Annotated in this window: 12 protein-coding genes and 1 tRNA gene; 12 read left to right on the top strand and 1 reads right to left on the bottom strand. The window is 41.5% G+C overall.

The features are described 5' to 3' along the window. Nucleotides 1–139 precede the first annotated feature (139 nt). On the bottom strand, nt 140–1,612 hold the full coding sequence (locus OCV61_RS17480; protein ID WP_158422843.1) for a transposase: 1,473 nt from the start codon (nt 1,610–1,612) through the stop codon (nt 140–142). Between the two features lie 179 nt (nt 1,613–1,791). Here OCV61_RS17480 and OCV61_RS17475 point away from each other — a divergent pair, with 179 nt between their 5' ends. The 12 genes from OCV61_RS17475 (at nt 1,792) to OCV61_RS17420 (ending at nt 18,451) form a co-directional block, all read left to right on the top strand. Beyond that, complete coding sequence (locus OCV61_RS17475) at nt 1,792–2,772, top strand: LacI family DNA-binding transcriptional regulator (protein ID WP_158422842.1); 981 nt, start codon at nt 1,792–1,794, stop codon at nt 2,770–2,772. 344 nt (nt 2,773–3,116) lie between these two features. Further along, the gene (locus tag OCV61_RS17470) at nt 3,117–4,343 is read left to right on the top strand and encodes an ABC transporter substrate-binding protein (protein ID WP_158422841.1); all 1,227 of its coding nucleotides are present in this window, start codon (nt 3,117–3,119) and stop codon (nt 4,341–4,343) included. A 96-nt stretch (nt 4,344–4,439) separates the two neighbouring features. Continuing rightward, nucleotides 4,440–5,318, top strand: coding sequence for a carbohydrate ABC transporter permease (locus OCV61_RS17465; RefSeq protein ID WP_158422840.1), 879 nt, complete (start codon nt 4,440–4,442; stop codon nt 5,316–5,318). Nucleotides 5,319–5,375: 57 nt separating this feature from the next. Then, the gene (locus OCV61_RS17460; protein WP_158422839.1) at nt 5,376–6,206 is read left to right on the top strand and encodes a carbohydrate ABC transporter permease; all 831 of its coding nucleotides are present in this window, start codon (nt 5,376–5,378) and stop codon (nt 6,204–6,206) included. Between the two features lie 16 nt (nt 6,207–6,222). Continuing rightward, the gene (locus OCV61_RS17455; RefSeq protein ID WP_158422838.1) at nt 6,223–7,713 is read left to right on the top strand and encodes a glycoside hydrolase family 32 protein; all 1,491 of its coding nucleotides are present in this window, start codon (nt 6,223–6,225) and stop codon (nt 7,711–7,713) included. A gap of 14 nt (nt 7,714–7,727) precedes the next feature. Continuing rightward, nucleotides 7,728–9,065: a NosD domain-containing protein gene (locus OCV61_RS17450; RefSeq protein ID WP_158422837.1), complete on the top strand. Its 1,338-nt coding sequence runs from the start codon at nt 7,728–7,730 to the stop codon at nt 9,063–9,065. A gap of 256 nt (nt 9,066–9,321) precedes the next feature. Beyond that, complete coding sequence (locus tag OCV61_RS17445) at nt 9,322–12,060, top strand: leucine-rich repeat protein (protein ID WP_262583336.1); 2,739 nt, start codon at nt 9,322–9,324, stop codon at nt 12,058–12,060. A 244-nt stretch (nt 12,061–12,304) separates the two neighbouring features. Continuing rightward, a complete protein-coding gene (gene gyrB / locus OCV61_RS17440) occupies nt 12,305–14,230 on the top strand; it encodes a DNA topoisomerase (ATP-hydrolyzing) subunit B (protein ID WP_158422835.1) in 1,926 nt (641 codons plus the stop codon). Between the two features lie 24 nt (nt 14,231–14,254). Further along, nucleotides 14,255–16,813 (top strand): DNA gyrase subunit A, encoded by a 2,559-nt coding sequence (gyrA, locus tag OCV61_RS17435; RefSeq protein WP_158422834.1) that lies wholly within the window; start codon nt 14,255–14,257, stop codon nt 16,811–16,813. An 8-nt stretch (nt 16,814–16,821) separates the two neighbouring features. Beyond that, nucleotides 16,822–17,370: a hypothetical protein gene (locus OCV61_RS17430; protein WP_158422833.1), complete on the top strand. Its 549-nt coding sequence runs from the start codon at nt 16,822–16,824 to the stop codon at nt 17,368–17,370. Between the two features lie 166 nt (nt 17,371–17,536). Further along, entirely contained in the window at nt 17,537–18,253 is a 717-nt protein-coding gene (locus OCV61_RS17425) for a lysophospholipid acyltransferase family protein (RefSeq protein ID WP_158422832.1), read from the top strand. A 110-nt stretch (nt 18,254–18,363) separates the two neighbouring features. After that, nucleotides 18,364–18,451, top strand: a tRNA-Ser gene (locus OCV61_RS17420). Nucleotides 18,452–18,828 lie beyond the last annotated feature (377 nt).

The following is an 18,828-nucleotide window of genomic DNA, read 5'->3' as shown; positions in this document are numbered from 1 at the left end:
TAGGTAATTGCGAAACTCAAATTTGAAATATGAGAGCAGTTATCCACAATAAATGGAGATGATAAATGCAGAAACGTTAAATGACGAAATATTTTAGGCCCACTTAAATAAGCCATAGGGCTTATTAAGTTGGTAAGTCCTATGCTATGAGAGGCTTTAAGCTTCGAATATATTCGTGGTGATTGATCTTATCTGCGAGAACAACAGTAATAAGTTGGGTGATACCGGCAAGAATCAGATCAGCATGCAGAGTCTTCTCATTTTGGGTTCGGCGTCCTGCAAGACAGAGATTGTCTTTGATGTGGTTGATATCCCTTTCGACAACAGTTCTGATTTTATAGGTATCATCCCATTCTTCGGTGCCGCGGATCGTTCCGGGATAAGCACGAAGATTCTTTTCTGGGTAGATGTAGACCATCCGCCCACATTTAGAAGAGGTACAAGGGTTGTCACAGAAACAATGACGATGGGCTTTTTGAGTTGATTTATCATAAATCCATTTCATTTTTGGACAGACAAATTTATATCTTGTTACTCCACTGCGAAGTTTGGAAGTGCCTTCGTATTTCATTTGTAAAGAAGGATTATGGGGACAACACGGAATACCATCTTCATTGATGGAATAATCCAGATTTTCAAGTCCGGATCTTGCATTCAGCGGAATATAAGCTTTCGAGAAATGTTTGTCATTACCAAAAGTGTCACCGGTAAGAAGGCTCTTATAGAGCTGTGCGGTATCGAAAGCAGCATCACCCAGGAAGGTTTTTGGATTAATCAAAGGATGCTTGGAAAAGAAGTCCTTCAGTGTCGGGATTAAAAGCTTTGAATCATGAACACATTTATCTTCGTCAGGGGAATCGGATTTCTTTTCGACAACGATATCAGGATGTGAAGCCATAAAGTTTTTGTTATAAAAAGATATGTGGCGGATGATGCCCAGTCCGTTGGTGACAATACCGAACTTGAAGACATAGCAAAAATGCCCATTGATATAGAGCTGCTTAATCTCAGGATTAGCAGAAGCATGAGAAGGCATGGAACCATAGGCAGCTTTATAAGGATCATAGGATTTATCAAAGCCCTGAGCTTTCGCATATGCCTTAAGCTGCTTGATGATCCTGTTAGCATACTTGGGATTATTTTCGGTAACAAATGCTTCGATGCCGGAAGAATCAAAGATGGTCATATCCGCTTTTGCAGAGTCAATCGCCTGACAGATAGGTTCGGTAACATCAACAAGGTTAACGAAAACAAGCTGGAGGTCATCTAAAAAATCCTGTTTGAATCGGGTGATTTTGGAAGCGTCAGGGACTTTAATAAAACCGCAGAATTCCCGAAGTGATTTTGAGTAAGCGAGAAAAGTCAGGAGAAGCTGATCCGTAGGGATAGAAAAAATACGCTGAATAATCAAAGCCCACAGAAAAGCTTGCAAAGGGTATTTACGGGTTCTGCCTGTCGATGCATAGAAATGATTTCTAAAAGAAATCGGAATTAACTCATCAATATCGATATGTGTTTCTAATAGAGAAAGAAAAGCAGGTTTGTCATTTTCAAATTTTTCATGGCAATCTGAAAAAAAATCTGCCAAAGAAAGCTGTTTATATGGTATCATAAGTATCAGAATAACTCCTTTCTTGGATGTAGGTTTATGGTTTTTAGTCAACTCTATTATACCATGTCCAGTGAGGAGTTATTTGTTTTTAGGTAACAAAAAATGCCGTATTTATGCGGTGTTGTGGCGTTTCGCAAACGCCTAATAAGAAATAATAAATGGGGAAAGAAGGTGAAAGTATGGCAGGAATAAAGGACGTTGCAAAACTGGCGGGAGTTGGAGTTGGAACTGTATCTAGAATGATCAATGAAAGTGGATATGTTTCCATTGATACAAGAGCGAAGATAGAATCTGCAATGAAAGAACTGAATTATACACCCAATGAGCTTGCCAGAAATCTTTACTATAAAAAAAGCGGTATCATTGCCGTACTGGTTCCGAATGTGCTGAATCCTTTTTTTGCCCAGTTTATTGACTGCGTAGAGGGAGAACTGCGCAGAGCCGGATTTAAAATCATGCTTTGCAGCACCATGAAGGATGTGAAGTCAGAAGCTGAATATCTGGATCTTTTGAACAGACATATTGTGGATGGGGTGATCGCAGGCATGTCTTCTTTGGATGAAAGTGAATATTCCAGAATCCAGAAGCCTGTCGTTGCCCTTGACCGTTATCTTGGAGAACATATCCCTGTTGTAACAGTAGATCATAAAGAAGGTGGAAGGCTGGCAGCAGAAGTTCTGCTTGCCAATGGATGCAGGAAAATCCTTCATTTCAGAAGTACTGCTGAGAAAAAGTCCCTGTACCATGACCGTCACACAGAATTTCAGAAGATCATGGATGAACGTGGGGTGGAAACTTATTGCTATAATTTGGACTGGCGCCGACTTGATATTGAGTATTATCATCAGGTAGTGGAAGAAATATTTGAAAAAGGGATTGAATTTGATGGTGTATTTGGAGTAGACCGGCTGGCTATTGAATGCATGAATGGTCTGATCAGGCAGCATAAGAATATTCCTCAGGATGTAAAGATTGTGTCATATGATGGAACCTATATTACAGAGATCGTTGAGCCTAAGATCAGTACGATTGTCCAGCCCATTGACAAAATGGCTGAAGCATCTGTTCAGTGTATGTGTGAGCTGATCAGTGGGGCAAAAATCAAAAACCGTCAGATTATTTTAAAACCCACATTCCGGAAAGGGGGCACAACAGTTTAGAAAATTGAAAGTTTTGCACAAAAAACAGTCTGTTTTGTGCAAAATAAACACCTGAAATTAGATAGAATGAACGAAAAATGAAAAAAAATCACAAGTGTATTGACAAAAATAATAAAAAAAGTATAATAAATTTAAAGGAATTGGAAAACAGAAATTTTTTAATAGATGTGGAACGCGTTCCACACAAAAAAAGGTTTTCCAATTTTTAACCCGTAAATTTAGATAACTCCGGAGAATATCTAAACGGTTCAGGTGATACGTAAACAAAACGCATTCTAAATGACTAAACAAAATGATATTAATAACCACCAATATCACAGGTTGAAAACGTAAGGAGAAAAAAGATGAAAAAAAGAATTATTAATTCATTACTTGCTGCAACATTAACTGGAAGTATGATGGCTGGAATGGTTGTACCATGTTTTGCAGAGGATAAGGGAAATGGGGGCAGCATAACTGTTCTTGTTGAAAGTGGTTCACCGGCAGAAGCACTGGCCAACAATACGGCTGCGGATTTTGAAAAAGAGACAGGATGCAAGGTTGTGATTGACGCAGTTGCTTATACAGGTATGTACGATAAGCTTTCTACAGAAATCAAGGCAGGCCAGGCTGCACACGATGTTGCATGTATGGACTTTGTATGGCTGGCAGCATTTGCGGATGCAATCGAACCGATCACAGGAGCTGATACAAGTGATTTTCTTCCAACACTGGAAGAGAGCGGAACTATTGATGGCAACCTTCTCGGATATCCAATGTGGGTGAATTCAAAGATCCTTATCTACAGAAAAGATCTGATTCCGGAGGATAAAGTGCCGAAGACCTGGGATGAATATAAAGCACTTGCAGAAGAGTTGAAAACAGATGACATGTATGGAACAACCGTATTTGGAAGTGGTACTGATGCAGTTTGTTCATTCCTTGATTTTGCATGCCAGGCCGGTGCAGAAGGACTTGTATATGATAAAGACGGAAATGTAAATATTACTGACCAGGCATACGTAGATGCATTGAACTTCATGGTTGAAATGGCAAATGCAGATTATTCACCTACAGATTCTCTTGCTACAGCAGCAACAGAATCTCAGGAGTTATTTACAAACGGCAAGGTTGCCATGCAGCTGAACTGGAGCCATCAGTATCCGGCAGCAGTAGCAGCACTTGGAGCTGATAAGGTTGGATGTGCACCGATGATTGGTGGAAGTGCAGGCATTGGAGCAACAACAGGTCCTTGGTATGAGAGCGTGATGAAGAACTCTGAAAACAAAGACATGGCACTGAAATATGTAGAGTATATGTATGATCATAATGCTGATTACATGAATGAAACACTTAAGATCGCAGGACGTACTTCTGTATACGAAGAATCTGCCAAAGAGGCTGGAAATGAGCACACACAGGCAGTTCTGGATACACTGGGTGCAGCACAGACTCAGCCAAGACCAATGGTTACAACATGGTCACAGGTAGAAGAAGTTTTGGTAGGTGTTGTAGAATCCTGCCTGGGCGGTGCTGATGTGGAAGAAACTCTTGCAGCTGCAAAAGATGAGATCGAAGCAATCGGCAAGTAAGATCATATAGATCATATTGAGTGTATAATTGATCCAAGGGTGGTTTGACAAAAAAAGAGTTGAATCACCCTTGGTTTTGAGAAAGCGGGAAATAGTATGAGACTGATATCAAAGAAAACATTATTGCTGTTCTTTCTTCCGGGTGCGATTTTCATGGGTGCTTTTTTGATATATCCGATCATGAAAATGGTATTTGACAGCTTTTTTAAGGTTGGCATCACAGGGGACCGGGCATTTATAGGACTTGATAATTATATTAAAGCATTTACTGCCGGTGGATTTATGAAGCAGTTGAAAAATACACTGGTCTATATTCTGATAGCGGTATCTGTGGAAACAATTCTTGGATTTATTTTTGCATTACTGTTTGAACTCAACTATAAAGGAAGCAAGATCGTTCGGTCTTTTATGATGACTCCGCTTATGATTGCACCATTGGTTGCAGGTCTTATCTGGAAACTGATGATGAGTTCAAATTTCGGTATTGTCAATGAGATGTTGATGAGAATGGGAATCCTATCCAACGCCAGTGATATTCTGTGGCTGGCGGATTCCAGATGGTCTTTGATCGCATGTTGCATCGCAGATATATGGCTGACCACACCATTTATGATGCTGATGATTCTGGCTGGGCTTCAAGGTTTGGATGGCAGCATGGTCGAAGCGGCAAGAATGGATGGAGCCAATAAGCTGCAGGAGATTTTTTACATTAAAGTGCCGGGAATCAAGCCGGTTCTGCTCACTGCATTATCTGTGCGTATCATTGATGCAGCAAAGACATTTGATATTATCTGGGCAATGACAGAAGGCGGCCCCAACAGTTCCTCTGAGACGATCAGTATTGTTATTTATAAGACCCTTGTAAAATACAATAACACAGGATATGCCAGTGCGATGGCTGTTATCTTTATCATAGTTCTTGTGGTATTCACTTTAATATTCATGCAGAGTTTATGGAATCCAAAGAAAAAATAAAAACTGTTGAGAAGGTATTAAACAGTAATTATTAAGGATTTCAATAAGGAGAAGAAAATGAAAAAAGGTAAGAGTATCAAACTGAAAATAGCAATTGTTATTTCAATAATTGTTACACTATTCTGGTTGATTCCATATATTTATGTAATCTGCTGCTCATTTAAACCGGGATCAGAAGTGGTTGCAGTTCCACCGTCCTTTCTGCCTAAAGTATTTTCAACAGAGAGTTTTTCACAACTTTTTTCCAGAATGGATGCAGCGAAATATTTGATCAACAGTCTGACTACAGCTGTAGGCAGTACACTGATCGCGGTAATTTTGGGATCTTTGGCTGCATATGCCATTCAAAGATCAGGAGCAAAGTTGTCTGTATGGCTGGTAGTTCTGATCTTGTGTCTGAAAATGATTCCAACTTCCAGTATTGCAGTTCCAATTTATGAAATCATCTGTAACCTGGGACTTTATGATACCAAGATTGCACTGATTATTGTCTATGCAGCTGTCAACATGCCTTTTGTTATGTGGACCATGCTTAGCTTTTACGAAGGAATACCATCAACTCTGGATGAAGCGGCATACGTGGATGGTGCAACCAGTCTTCAGACTTTCCGAAGGATTATTTTGCCAATCTGTACGCCTGGACTTGCAACTGCATTTATATTTACATTGTTTCTGGCATGGAATGATTTCCTGCTTTCATTGCTTCTGACAAGCATGAATGCCAAAACATTTACCGTAGGACTTGCAGGTTTCCTATCTGCATATAATCAGGATCTTGGACCAATGTGTGCCGGTGCTTTCCTGTTCAGTTTTCCGGTAATGATTTTGTCCATGTTTGCGCAAAGATACATTGTTCAGGGAATGACTGCCGGAGCTGTAAAAGGGTAATGACATGGAGAAAATAGTGACTAAATTATTAATGAACGAAAAAATTGCAAAAGCACAAAAAGAAATAGATGATAAAAAGAAGTATGTGGAAAATGGAAAAATGCGTCAGCATTACCATTTAATGCCTCAATGTGGATGGATGAATGATCCAAATGGACTGATTTATTTTAAAGGGCAGTATCACGTTTTTTATCAGACAAATCCATATAGCGGTTTCTGGGACAGTATGCACTGGGGACATGCTGTCAGCAAGGATCTTCTTCACTGGGAATACCTTCCTCTGGCACTGGCACCAAGTGAGGTATATGATGATTTTCAAAAGGGCGGATGCTTTTCCGGAAGTGCCATTGAACATGATGGGAAAATGTATCTGTTTTATACTGGAACAGCTAATCATGGACATGGAAATGTGCAGACCCAGTGTCTTGCCATAAGTGAGGATGGTATTCATTTTGAAAAATATACCGGAAATCCACTGATCACTGTTCCGGAGGGAATCGAACCGGACTCATTTCGGGATCCAAAGGTATGGAAGCATGAAGAAAAATATTATATGGTGATCGGAGGAAGCCGCAATCACAGAGGACTGGCTCTGATTTTTGAATCTGAAGATCTTTATCACTGGAATTACTTAAATGTACTGTCAGAAAGCCGTGGAGAATGGGGATTTATGTGGGAATGTCCGGATTTCTATCCATTAGGAGACAAGTACGTTCTCACATTTTCACCGATGGGATCAGGGGATCATACCTCTGCATATCTGGTAGGGGATTTTGATTATGAAACCGGCAGGTTTGATTCTCATGTAAGTGGGGAAATGGATTGGGGGTTTGACTATTATGCACCACAGTCCATTGTAACACCAGATGGAAGACGGCTGGTCATTTCCTGGGCAAATGAATGGGAATGGATGCCGCTTTTTAAGGATTGGGGACCTACCTATCAGGAGGGATGGTGTGGTTTCTTTAATCTGATTCGGGAAGTAAAACTTGGTAATGATGGTACATTGCAGTTTGTTCCAATAGAGGAAATGAAAAATATCCGTGAAGACGGGTTCTGTCAGGAAGAAATGCTGATAACAGAAGATCCGAAGCAGTTAAAAGCAGGAGACGGGATCAGCTTTGAGATGAAATTTGTGTTTGATCTTAAGAAAACAGACGCAGACAGTATAGAAATGAAATTTAGATGCGGTGACGGAAAAGAAACCTGCTGTATCTTTGATTTGAAAAATGGAGAATTGTCTGTGGACAGGCAGAATTCTGATGGATGGAGCACAGGTGTATCCAGAAGTGTGCTGTTGGTTAATGATAAAAGCGAACTGGATGTTCATATTTTTTCTGATCAAAGTTCTCTGGAAATTTTTACAGATCAGTATCGGAATAATCATTCAAACAATATTTTTGCAGGTGATCAGCAGAATCAGTTGAGTATTTCAGCTCATGGCGGAAAAGCAGTGATCAGAAATTATGAATCATATAAATTAAAAGACTGTTTCAGGAAAGAGTGACCGGAGGGATAAAAATGGCTGGTAAAAATTACTATGATGTGACAGACTGGCATGTTGGTAATCCGTATACGGATATTGGAGAAGTGATCAACAGCATCCTTGCAGATATTAAAAGCAGACAACAGGAAACGGATGTGAATGATGAGGGAAAACCAGGTGCGGTTATTTATATTCCTTCTGGGGATTATCACCTGAAAACTCAGGTAAAGATTGATATCAGTTATCTGAAGATCCAAGGCTCCGGACATGGATTTGTGTCGTCCAGTATCCGGTATAATGTACCACAGGAACAGTGGAAAGATCTTCATGATATTTGGCCTGGAGGCAGCAGGATCCTGGTGGATTTGAAGCCTGAGAAAAACGACGAAAGGTCAGGAGCGGCATTTTTAGTAGAGCGTGAAGGAGATCCAAGAATCAGTTCTGTGGAATTTGAAAATTTCTGCATAGATGGGCTTCATTTTGTAGATGATGGGAATGGAGATCCTGAGAATACATATGTAAATGGAAAGACCGGGATTTATGTTGCCAGTGCACAGGATTCATTTAGAATCACAGGTATGGGAATCATATATCTGGAGCATGGCGTGACTCTTTACAATTCAGATGCACTGTCTGTACATGATAATTTTATCGCAGAATGTGGAAATTGTGTGGAACTTCGGGGTGCTGGACAGGCATCTAAGATCACAGACAATCTTATGGGTGCAGGATACAGAGGTCATTCAATTTATGCAGAAAATTTCGGAGGCTTATTGGTTGCTTCCAACAATATTTTCCCCAGGGGCAGAAGCATTGTTCATTTTAGAGGTGTGCTTAGATCCTCTGTAACAGCCAACAGGTTTCACTCTTTTTATCCTGGCATGCTGATTTTTGAAGATTGCAGGGAAAATCTGGTATCTTCTAATCATTTCCTGAGGGATCATGAGCCGTGGCCGCCTATGCAGGGATATGATAATGGGCTGAATGATGATTATGGCCTTATTCATATAGAGGGAAGCTGCAACTCTGTGATCAGCAATCATATTTCTGAAACCATAGAAATGCAATATTTAAAACCGGCAGGGATAAAGCCTGTGGTGATCCGCCTGGTTTCCGGAACAGAAAATTACGTTGCCTGCAATCATATTGTAGCGACTACACAAGCAGACAAAAAAGAAAAAGAAGGGGATTCTTCCTGCTTCGATGCACAGGTTGGGGCTTTGCTTAGCATGAATGAACTGGTAAGACTTTCTGTGGATGCTGTGCGCGTAGATGCAGCGTCTTCTGATAACGTTATACTGGATACATGCAGGGAAAGCGAAGCAGCAATGGATTTTGACATCAATGTATTCAGAGGAATTCCGGGAAAATAAGAAACAAATTAAAAAAATAAACAGATAAAACATAAGGTTTGAAACTGAAAACGGTTGTCGGATTTCGCAAACAGGATTTGCGGGATCAAGGCAACCGTTTTTTGTTTCTGTCATTTATCTGTCAATTTGGAGAAGTTGATTATCCTATCTTTTGGGTAGAATCGACGGAACATTAGTAGTATAATAAAGGGAATTAAAGCAGACGGATTTGATACCCGGGCTGTCACAAATACACATGAAGAAAAGAAGGGAAACCATGAAGAAGAAGTTTTTAGCAGGTATTTTAAGTTTTATGCTGGCAGTGCAGCCGGCTGCGATCTGCCAGGCTGAGGAAGTGGCCGGCAGTGAATTCACTGCAAGCGAGACAACTGACAGCGAAACTGCTGAGAGTGAAGCAGGCAGCAGTGAAGCGGATGAGAGCGAGCCAGAAGGAGATTCTTCTGCCACACCTGTAACAGGGGAAGACCAAACATCTGTTGAGGATGTTGAGAATCAGGATGAAGTTACTGACGCAGAGGAGGGTTACGATGTTTCCGGGGAAGATTCCCAGGAGGGAGATGTAGTTTTTGAAGATGTGGAGGAGGATGCGGATACAGATCTGTTTTCTTCCGGTGAGAACGAAGGCACCAAAAGCTATGATGCAGGAAATGGCATTACCGCCACACTTGTAAATGGAGTATTCACAGTCAGTGGCTCTGGAGCAATGAAGGATTTTGCAGATTCAAAGAGTGCCCCCTGGAAAGATGATGTAGGACAGATCAGTACGATTATTATCTCCCCGGGGATTACTCGTGTAGGCGATTACAGCTTTATAGAATGTGGCTCCCTGTGTGAGATATCTTTGCCTGAGGGGCTTGTATCCATTGGTGAAGCAGCTTTTTACAATGCATATAATCTTCATTCAGTAACACTGCCACAGTCTCTTCAGGTGATCGGTACAGCAGCTTTTGCAGACTGCATCAATCTGGCAACATTGAATATGGGATCACAGGTTCGTGAAGTAGGAGAGTATGCTTTTCAGCAGACGTCGATTACTGCTTTTCATTTTCCAGCATCCCTGACTACGTATGATCCGCTGGCATTTTTCGGATCCAGTATCAGCCAGTATACAGCAGACAGTCAGAATCCGTCCTTTAAAGCAGAAAATGGTGTTCTTTTTACAAAGGATGGAAGCACATTACTGGATTATCCAACTGGGAAAAGAGATACTTCCTATGCGATTCCAAATGGAGTTGTAACGGTAGGAGGTTCGGCTTTTATCAAAAATACAGCCTTGCAGCAGGTATCTATTCCAGCTACTGTGACAACCATTGGAGACTGGGCATTTGCCAGATCAGGCCTTACATCTCTTACAATTCCGAATACTGTGACAACCATTGGATACGGCATTGCGCAAGAGTGCAGAAGCCTTGTGACAGCTTATGTGGGAAATGGGGTAGCTGTTCTTCCATACAGAACTTTTGAGCAGTGCACAAGTCTTACTACAGTAACTCTTGGAAGTAATATTAAGGAATTTGGCACAAGAATCTTTTTTAATTGTACAGCCCTTACTTCTGTAAATCTTCCAGAAGGACTGGAAAATATTGATGTAGCAGATTTCTGGGGATGTAAATCTCTTACATACCTTAAGGTTCCATCTACTGTGAAAAAGATTGAAGCAGGAGCGTTTAGCGGATGTACCAATCTGAATGTGGATTATCCTTCTCACCTTACACAGATGGAAGATGGGTCTTACCTGACGGTGGAAACCTTATATTATTCAGGAAATTACCATTACGATGATGCATATCGGGTGTTGGATATTGTAAATCAGGAACGTGGCAAAGAAGGTCTGGCACCTCTTGCCATGGATGAAAGCCTTTTGGAATCAGCCATGCTCCGTGCTGTAGAAACATGTCTTGATTTTTCACATACAAGACCAACAGGACAGGATTGTTTTACAGCCAATGCAAAGGCAAGCGGAGAAAATATTGCTGCAGGAAGTACATCTGCTACCGGAGCTATGAATCAGTGGATGAATTCCGCCGGACACAGAGCCAATATTATGTCATCCGGATATAAAACCATCGGTATTGGCTGCTTTGAACAGGGCGGTACAAAATTTTGGGTTCAGATGTTTGGCACAGAAGAAACGGCTGCTTTTTCAAAACCGGCAGATAAGAAGGTAAGGGTAGCAATTCCAATAGATCCACAAAATTACCAGAAAAGCTTTTATTTAGAGTGGGAAGACCGGGGCACTGCCAATATGTCTCAGGGACAGAAAAGGATTCTGTGTGCACGGATCGAAAATCCAGGGTGGGACTGGGTATATTCCAGACCGGATCCGGATTCTTTCACATGGACCAGCAGCAATCCGTCTGTGGCAAAGGTGGACAGTGAAGGAAATGTTACTGCTGTAGCGGAAGGAAAGACAGTGATCACTGTCAGTGGCGCCGGATTGTCCGGATCTGTGAATGTAGCAGTAAAAGGCAAGCTGGTTGTTGCAGGGAAAACCATTCGCCTGAACAGAAAAACACTGAGTCTTCTGAAAGGAAAAAAAGCAGTTCTGAAAGCGACTACAACACCGGCAAGGGCCAATGAAACTCCAACGTGGAGAAGTTCCAATACCAAGGTGGCGATTGTAAGCAAGACCGGAAAAGTAACAGCAAAAAGAAAAGGGAAGGCTGTTATAACGGCAACTCTTTCCAATGGGAAAAAGGCTTCTTGTACTGTGACGGTAAGGGAGATCTCGGCAAAGCGAATCCGGCTGAATCTGAAAAGCATTACTGCATATAAGGGATACCGTTTTACAGTAAAGGGCAGATTAACGCCAGGCAATTCTACAGACAGGATAACCTGGAGGAGCTCCAATACCAGAGTTGCAGCTGTTTCTTCCAAGGGCGTAGTAAGGTTGAAGGCCAATGGAAGGGCAACCATCACTGCCAGAACCACCAGCGGTAAGAAAGCTACCTTGAAGGTACGTGTGGGAAAACGTAAGAAAGTGGTAAAGAAATAAAATAGCAAACGAAAAAATAGAACAGTAAATTTCAGTTTTAAAAATATGTAAAATAAAACAGGTTCCGGGCTTTATCGTGAATGAGTGATAAGGTCCGGAACCTGTTTTGTTGTATCCGGTCGGCGAAATTTTGCGATTTTCATGGCACGCCCTTTGTTTTTGTGTTATAATAAATTCGAGTTATTGGGCTTAAAAACAGCTCAGGCCTGAGAGGGCCTTTATTATAGAAAACGGGAGGAACAACATGGGCGTAGAGAATACGGAATACGGAGCGGACCAGATCCAGATACTGGAAGGACTGGAAGCAGTACGCAAAAGACCCGGAATGTATATCGGAAGTACCTCCAGCAGAGGACTTCATCACCTGGTATATGAGATCGTAGACAACTCAGTGGATGAAGCGCTGGCAGGTGTGTGTACAGAAATCAATGTGACAATCAATCCTGACAATTCCATTACAGTAACAGATAATGGACGAGGCATTCCTGTAGGGATCAATCATAAAGCAGGACTCCCGGCAGTAGAAGTAGTATTTACAGTTCTTCATGCAGGAGGTAAATTTGGCGGTGGAGGATACAAGGTATCCGGAGGTCTTCATGGAGTTGGAGCATCTGTAGTCAATGCATTGTCAGAATGGCTGGAAGTATCTATTTACCATGAAGGTAAGATTTATCAGCAAAGATACGAGCGGGGCAAGACCATGTATTCTTTAAAAGTGACAGGAGACTGTGAAGAAGACCGTCATGGAACTACGGTCACATTCCTGCCGGATAAAGAGATCTTTGAAGAAACCGTTTATGATTACGATATATTGAAACAGCGACTTCGGGAGATGGCTTTCCTTACAAAAGGACTGAAGATCGTTCTGAAGGATAACCGGGAAGGCATGGAAAGAGAAAAGATCTTCCACTACGAAGGCGGTATCCGTGAATTTGTAACTTATCTGAATAAAAGCAAAGAAGCTCTGTATCCGGAGATCATTTACTGTGAGGGAAACAAAGACGGTGTATACGTGGAAGTTGCTATGCAGCATAATGATTCCTATACAGAGAACAGCTATGGCTTTGTAAATAACATTAATACTCCTGAAGGCGGTACGCATATCGTAGGCTTCAGAAATGCCCTTACAAAGACTTTTAACGATTATGCAAGAAAGAATAAGCTTCTGAAAGACAGTGAGCCTAATTTAAGCGGAGATGATATCCGTGAGGGACTTACTGCTATTGTCAGTGTTAAGATCGAGGATCCTCAGTTCGAGGGACAGACCAAGCAGAAGCTGGGTAACAGTGAAGCCAGAGGCGCTGTAGACAGTGTTGTAAGCAAGCAGCTGGAGATTTTCCTGGAGCAGAATCCTTCTGTGGCAAAGACAACTATAGAGAAGTCTGTGCTGGCACAGCGTGCAAGGGAAGCTGCAAGAAAGGCAAGGGATCTTACCAGACGTAAGTCCGCACTTGACAGCATGTCCCTGCCAGGCAAGCTGGCAGACTGTTCAGATAAAGACCCTAAGAATTGTGAGATTTATATTGTAGAGGGAGATTCCGCCGGTGGTTCTGCAAAAACTGCAAGAAACCGTGCCACACAGGCTATCCTGCCACTTCGAGGTAAGATCCTGAATGTTGAAAAGGCCCGCCTGGATAAGATTTATGCAAACAAAGAGATTAAGGCGATGATCACTGCTTTTGGAACAGGCATCCACGAGGATTTTGATATATCAAAGCTTCGTTACCATAAGATCATCATTATGACTGATGCGGATGTGGACGGTGCACATATTGCTACACTGCTCCTTACTTTCCTGTATCGCTTCATGCCGGAACTGATCAAGCAGGGATATGTTTACCTGGCTCAGCCACCGCTTTATAAAATCGAGAAAAATAAAAAGATCTGGTATGCATATGATGATGACGAGCTGAACAATATTCTGACAGAGATCGGCCGTGATGGAAATAATAAGATCCAGAGATACAAAGGTCTTGGTGAGATGGACGCAGAACAGCTTTGGGAGACGACTATGGATCCGGAGAAGAGGATCTTGTTGCGAGTGACCATGGATGAGGCTGCCACATCTGAGATTGATCTGGTATTTACCACTTTGATGGGTGACAAGGTAGAGCCAAGACGTGAATTTATCGAAGAGAATGCAAGGTTTGTAAAAAATCTGGATATCTGATTCCAGCAGGGGAGAAAATGATTTATGGAAGATAATATTTTTGACAAAGTCCACGAAGTGGATTTGGAAAAAACTATGAAAGAATCTTACATTGAGTATGCTATGAGTGTTATTGCTTCAAGGGCACTGCCGGATGTAAGAGATGGATTGAAGCCAGTACAGCGTCGTGTACTGTATTCTATGATCGAACTGAACAACGGTCCGGATAAGCCGCATCGTAAGTGTGCACGTATCGTTGGTGATACAATGGGTAAATATCATCCCCATGGAGACAGCTCTATTTATGGGGCACTGGTGAATATGGCCCAAGACTGGTCTTTCAGGTATCCGCTTGTAGACGGCCATGGTAATTTTGGTTCTGTGGACGGTGACGGTGCAGCGGCTATGCGATATACAGAGGCTCGTTTAAGCAAGATTTCCATGGAGATGCTTGCAGACATTAATAAAGATACCGTTGATTTCCAGCCAAACTTTGATGAGACAGAGCGGGAGCCGGTGGTACTTCCATCCAGATTTCCCAATCTTCTTGTGAATGGTACTTCCGGTATTGCAGTTGGTATGGCTACCAATATTCCACCTCATAATCTGCGTGAGATTATTGGTGCTGTTGTAAAAATTATTGACAATATTGTGGAAGAACAGCGCGATACGACTATAGAAGAGCTTCTTGAGATCGTAAAAGGTCCGGATTTTCCTACAGGAGCTACCATTCTGGGCAAAAGAGGGATCGAGGAGGCATATCGTACAGGACGCGGCAAAATCCGTGTTCGCGCAGTGACTAATATAGAGACACTGCCTAATGGCAAATCCAGGATCGTTGTTACTGAGCTTCCGTATCTGGTAAATAAAGCAAGACTGGTGGAGAAAATCGCAGAGCTTGTAAGAGATAAGAAGATTGATGGGATCACAGACTTGAATGACCATTCCAGCCGGGAGGGTATGAGGATCTGTATTGATCTGCGTAAAGATGCTAATGCCAATGTTGTGCTGAATCAGCTGTATAAGCATACACAGCTGCAGGATACTTTTGGCGTGATCATGCTTTGCGTAGTGCCCAAAGGTGGCAGTCTTGAGCCTAAGGTGCTGAATCTGAAACAGCTTCTTGAGGCTTATCTGGCACATCAGGAGGATGTTGTTACCAGAAGGACAAAGTATGATCTGAATAAGGCACAGGAACGTGCACATATATTAGAAGGTCTTTTAAAAGCCCTGGATAATATTGATGAAGTGATCAGGATCATTCGTGGTGCACGAAACGTTCAGATTGCAAAGCAGGAATTAATCGACAGGTTTGAACTTACCGATGTGCAGGCTCAGGCTATTGTTGATATGCGTCTTCGTGCTCTTACAGGCTTGGAAAGAGAGAAACTTGAGGCAGAGTATGCGGAACTGGAAGAAAAGATCCGAAGATTTCAGGCTATCCTTGCTGACAGAAATCTTTTGCTCCGTGTTGTACGTGAAGAGATCCTTCTGATTTCTGATAAATATGGTGATGAGAGAAGGACTGCTATTGGGTACGATGTATATGATATTTCCACAGAGGATCTGATCCCTAAAGAAAATACAGTGATCACAATGACAAAGCTTGGATATATTAAACGTATGACCGTAGATAACTTCCGCAGCCAGAATAGAGGCGGCAGAGGCATTAAAGGCATGCAGACATTGGAAGATGATTATATCGAAGAACTTCTGATGACCACAACCCATCATTACCTGATGTTCTTTACCAATACTGGTCGTGTGTACAGATTGAAAGCCTATGAGATACCGGAGGCCAGCCGCACAGCGAGAGGCACAGCAATCGTAAATCTTTTACAGCTGATGCCTGGAGAACGAATCACGGCAGTAATACCGATCAGTAAGTTTGAAGAAGGTCATTATCTGATGATGGCTACCAGAAAGGGGCTTGTTAAGAAGACGCCGATCACTGAATACGTGAATGTGCGTAAGACAGGTCTTGCTGCAATTGTACTTAGAGATGATGACGAATTGATTGAGGTGAAAGCTACAGACAATAAGAAGAATATTTTCCTTGTGACAAAAGATGGTATGTGTATCCGCTTTAAAGAATCTGATGTAAGGAGTACAGGCCGTGTATCTATGGGCGTGAGAGGTATGAATCTTGCAGATGGAGATGAAGTGGTTTCCATGCAGCTGAATACTCAGGGATATTATCTTCTGGTTGTTTCCGAAAATGGTATGGGTAAACGTACCTCTATTTCTGAATTCAGCTGCCAGAACAGAGGCGGCAAAGGCGTGAAATGCTACAAGATCACCGAAAAGACTGGCAATGTGATCGGGGCAAAGGCTGTGAATGAAGAAAATGAGATCATGATGATTACAACAGAAGGGGTGATCATCCGCTTGCAGTGCGCTGATATTTCAATTCTTGGAAGGATTACTTCCGGAGTGAAGCTGATCAATCTTAAAGAGGGCGTTACTGTGGCGAGCGTAGCAAAGGTGCGGGAAAAGGAAGAAGAAGCTTCGGAAGACAAACTGGCAGAAGATCCGGGAGAAAGTGCAGAAGAGGAAATGATTTCCAAAGAAGTACAACCGGATTCAGGTACTGAAGAGGAATGAGAATAGTCATGAAAAAGGGATTGCGTCTTACGGCTGCATGTATTGCGATGCTTTTTATCCTGACAATGACCGGGTGCGGCGTGAATCACAAGTCACCGGAAGGGGTAGTGGAGGCATTGATCAAAGAATATGTGGCTGGCAGTGAAAAGAAAGTGAAAAGCTGTTATGTGCAGCAGGACAAAGAGGACGATGTGCTTCAAAAAGAAATCACTGCAACCCTGAAGTATTTTCAGGTTCATGAGGCAAGCGAGGTAAATATCAAAGAATGTGAGACGCTTGCGGAAAAAGAAGATTATGTATATGTGTATGTGATCTATAATCTGGTTCTTAAGGATAAACAGGAATATCCCTGTATCAGCACCTATATGGTTCAGAAAGATGGACGAAAGTATTATGTACTTCCTCCGTCCATGATCACAACAGATATGAGCAAGGAAGCAGCGGCAGATTATGCCAAATTTATGACCACAGATTCCTATAAGAATTATACAAAGGAATATGATGCATTTATTATGAAGAATCCGGGATATGAGGAGCTCATTGCCGGGAAGCTTTAAGCAACTGCAGATTAGGGCTGCCGCAAAAAGATAACATGCGGCGGCCTCTTTTAGAATGATTCGGAAAAATGAATCATATCAAATGAATCATATCAAATGAATCATATCAAATGATTTATATAAGATGATTTGTATAAAATGATTCATAAAATGAAAAGAGGTTCAAATGAAAAGAATAATGGTTATGGTATTGAGAAATCTGTATAGAATTCCCTATTTGTGGATAAAGCTGTGCTGGTACGCTTCGCATGTGGATAAGTATACAGAAGAACAAAGATATGCACTTTTGAAAAAGATAGATCATGCGGCTAATACAGGTGGTAATTTGAATGTGCAGGGCTATGGAGTTGAGAATATTCCGAAAGAAAATGGTTTTATGTTCTATCCCAACCATCAGGGATTATATGATGTACTGGCGATTATGGAATGCTGTCCTGTGCCTTTTTCTGTAGTAGCCAAAAAAGAAGTGTTTCAGGTACCTTTTCTAAAGCAGGTATTTACATGCATGAAGGCATTTATGATCGACAGAGAAGATATTAAACAGTCTATGCAAGTGATCATCAATGTGACAAAAGAAGTTAAAAATGGAAGAAATTATCTGATCTTTGCAGAAGGAACAAGAAATAAAGACAAAAACAATCCTCATGAGTTTAAGGGGGGCAGCTTTAAAGCCGCTATGCGTGCAAAATGCCCTATTGTGCCAGTAGCGCTGATTGATTCATATAAATCCTTTGATACAGGATCTGCAAAACCATTGACTGTGCAAGTGCATTTTCTGGAGCCAATCCCATATGAGGAGTACAAAGATATGAAATCTACGGAGATTGCCGAGGAAGTGCGCAGCCGCATTACAGATACGATAAAAAAATATGAAAATAATTAAAATTAATTAGAAAAAGCCATTGACAATATAGAGGTTCTTAAGTATAATAACTAATGCGCTTTGAAAAAAGCAGCACTCCAATTGAATAAGAGATTATGATTTCGGAGTCCGGAGAAGTACTCAAGAGGCCGAAGAGGTGCCCCTGCTAAGGGTATAGGTCGTTTACGCGGCGCGAGGGTTCAAATCCCTCCTTCTCCGTTATTTTTTACTTTTGAATCAACTTTAAAGTAAAAAATAAAATAAAAAACCTGTTGACAAACTGACTTATCTATGATAAAGTAGTCGAGTCGTCAACACGGATGACAAAACTTCATCTTCGAAAAAGTTTGAAAAAAACTTCAAAAAAGTTCTTGACAAACAAAAGAAGATGTGGTAAAGTAAATAAGCTGTCGAGAGACAGTGAAAAACAATGAACATTGATAACTAAACAGTGAAACACATACGATTCTCGAAAATTCTTTAACAATCACATTCGGAAGAATGAACTTTAAAACAGTAATGACGAGAGATAACTAAGCTAGTTGGTTGTCTTGAGACATCAAACTTTATCAGAGAGTTTGATCCTGGCTCAGGAT

The organism is Blautia ammoniilytica, from assembly GCF_025566965.1.
Taxonomy (GTDB): Bacteria; Bacillota; Clostridia; order Lachnospirales; family Lachnospiraceae; genus Blautia_A; species Blautia_A ammoniilytica.
Note: the sequence above shows the minus strand (reverse complement) of the source record. Positions and strands in the feature narration are given on the sequence as shown.

What these genes read in the sequence shown, in the direction of transcription:
- OCV61_RS17480 (WP_158422843.1), bottom strand. Translation starts at nt 1,612, where the DNA reads ATGATACCATATAAACAGCTTTCTTTGGCAGATTTTTTTTCAGATTGC.
- OCV61_RS17425 (WP_158422832.1), top strand. Translation starts at nt 17,537, where the DNA reads ATGAAAAGAATAATGGTTATGGTATTGAGAAATCTGTATAGAATTCCC.
- gyrB (WP_158422835.1), top strand. Translation starts at nt 12,305, where the DNA reads ATGGGCGTAGAGAATACGGAATACGGAGCGGACCAGATCCAGATACTG.
- OCV61_RS17460 (WP_158422839.1), top strand. Translation starts at nt 5,376, where the DNA reads ATGAAAAAAGGTAAGAGTATCAAACTGAAAATAGCAATTGTTATTTCA.
- OCV61_RS17450 (WP_158422837.1), top strand. Translation starts at nt 7,728, where the DNA reads ATGGCTGGTAAAAATTACTATGATGTGACAGACTGGCATGTTGGTAAT.
- OCV61_RS17470 (WP_158422841.1), top strand. Translation starts at nt 3,117, where the DNA reads ATGAAAAAAAGAATTATTAATTCATTACTTGCTGCAACATTAACTGGA.
- OCV61_RS17475 (WP_158422842.1), top strand. Translation starts at nt 1,792, where the DNA reads ATGGCAGGAATAAAGGACGTTGCAAAACTGGCGGGAGTTGGAGTTGGA.
- OCV61_RS17445 (WP_262583336.1), top strand. Translation starts at nt 9,322, where the DNA reads ATGAAGAAGAAGTTTTTAGCAGGTATTTTAAGTTTTATGCTGGCAGTG.
- OCV61_RS17430 (WP_158422833.1), top strand. Translation starts at nt 16,822, where the DNA reads ATGAAAAAGGGATTGCGTCTTACGGCTGCATGTATTGCGATGCTTTTT.
- OCV61_RS17465 (WP_158422840.1), top strand. Translation starts at nt 4,440, where the DNA reads ATGAGACTGATATCAAAGAAAACATTATTGCTGTTCTTTCTTCCGGGT.
- gyrA (WP_158422834.1), top strand. Translation starts at nt 14,255, where the DNA reads ATGGAAGATAATATTTTTGACAAAGTCCACGAAGTGGATTTGGAAAAA.